Below are 272 nucleotides of genomic sequence, written 5' to 3'. Positions count from 1 at the left end.
ATTGATGGAGAATAATAACGATGTCCCATTTCCATTTTCCAGTCATTATTTTTATCCAAGGTGAAGCTTGTAGAAATATTAGATTCCCAGTTCCAAACCTTATTCTTGTACAGCATTCCATCAACGCCCTTGAAATAGTTTTCATTGTGCTCCAGATTTTCAGACAGAATGATATTCCACCAAGGCTTCACCTGAAAGTTTTTATATAAGCTTAATCCGAAAGCCTTTCCCTTTTCAATATTGGTAAAATGATAGATCACACTATTGGTCTC

Annotated in this window: 1 protein-coding gene; it reads right to left on the bottom strand. The window is 35.3% G+C overall.

The features are described 5' to 3' along the window. The coding region (locus SB689_RS23150) for an outer membrane beta-barrel protein (protein ID WP_410694403.1) at positions 1-272 on the bottom strand (272 nt) is incomplete at both ends.

This window comes from Chryseobacterium sp. SIMBA_038, from assembly GCF_046535115.1.
GTDB lineage: Bacteria > Bacteroidota > Bacteroidia > Flavobacteriales > Weeksellaceae > Chryseobacterium.
Note: the sequence above shows the minus strand (reverse complement) of the source record. Positions and strands in the feature narration are given on the sequence as shown.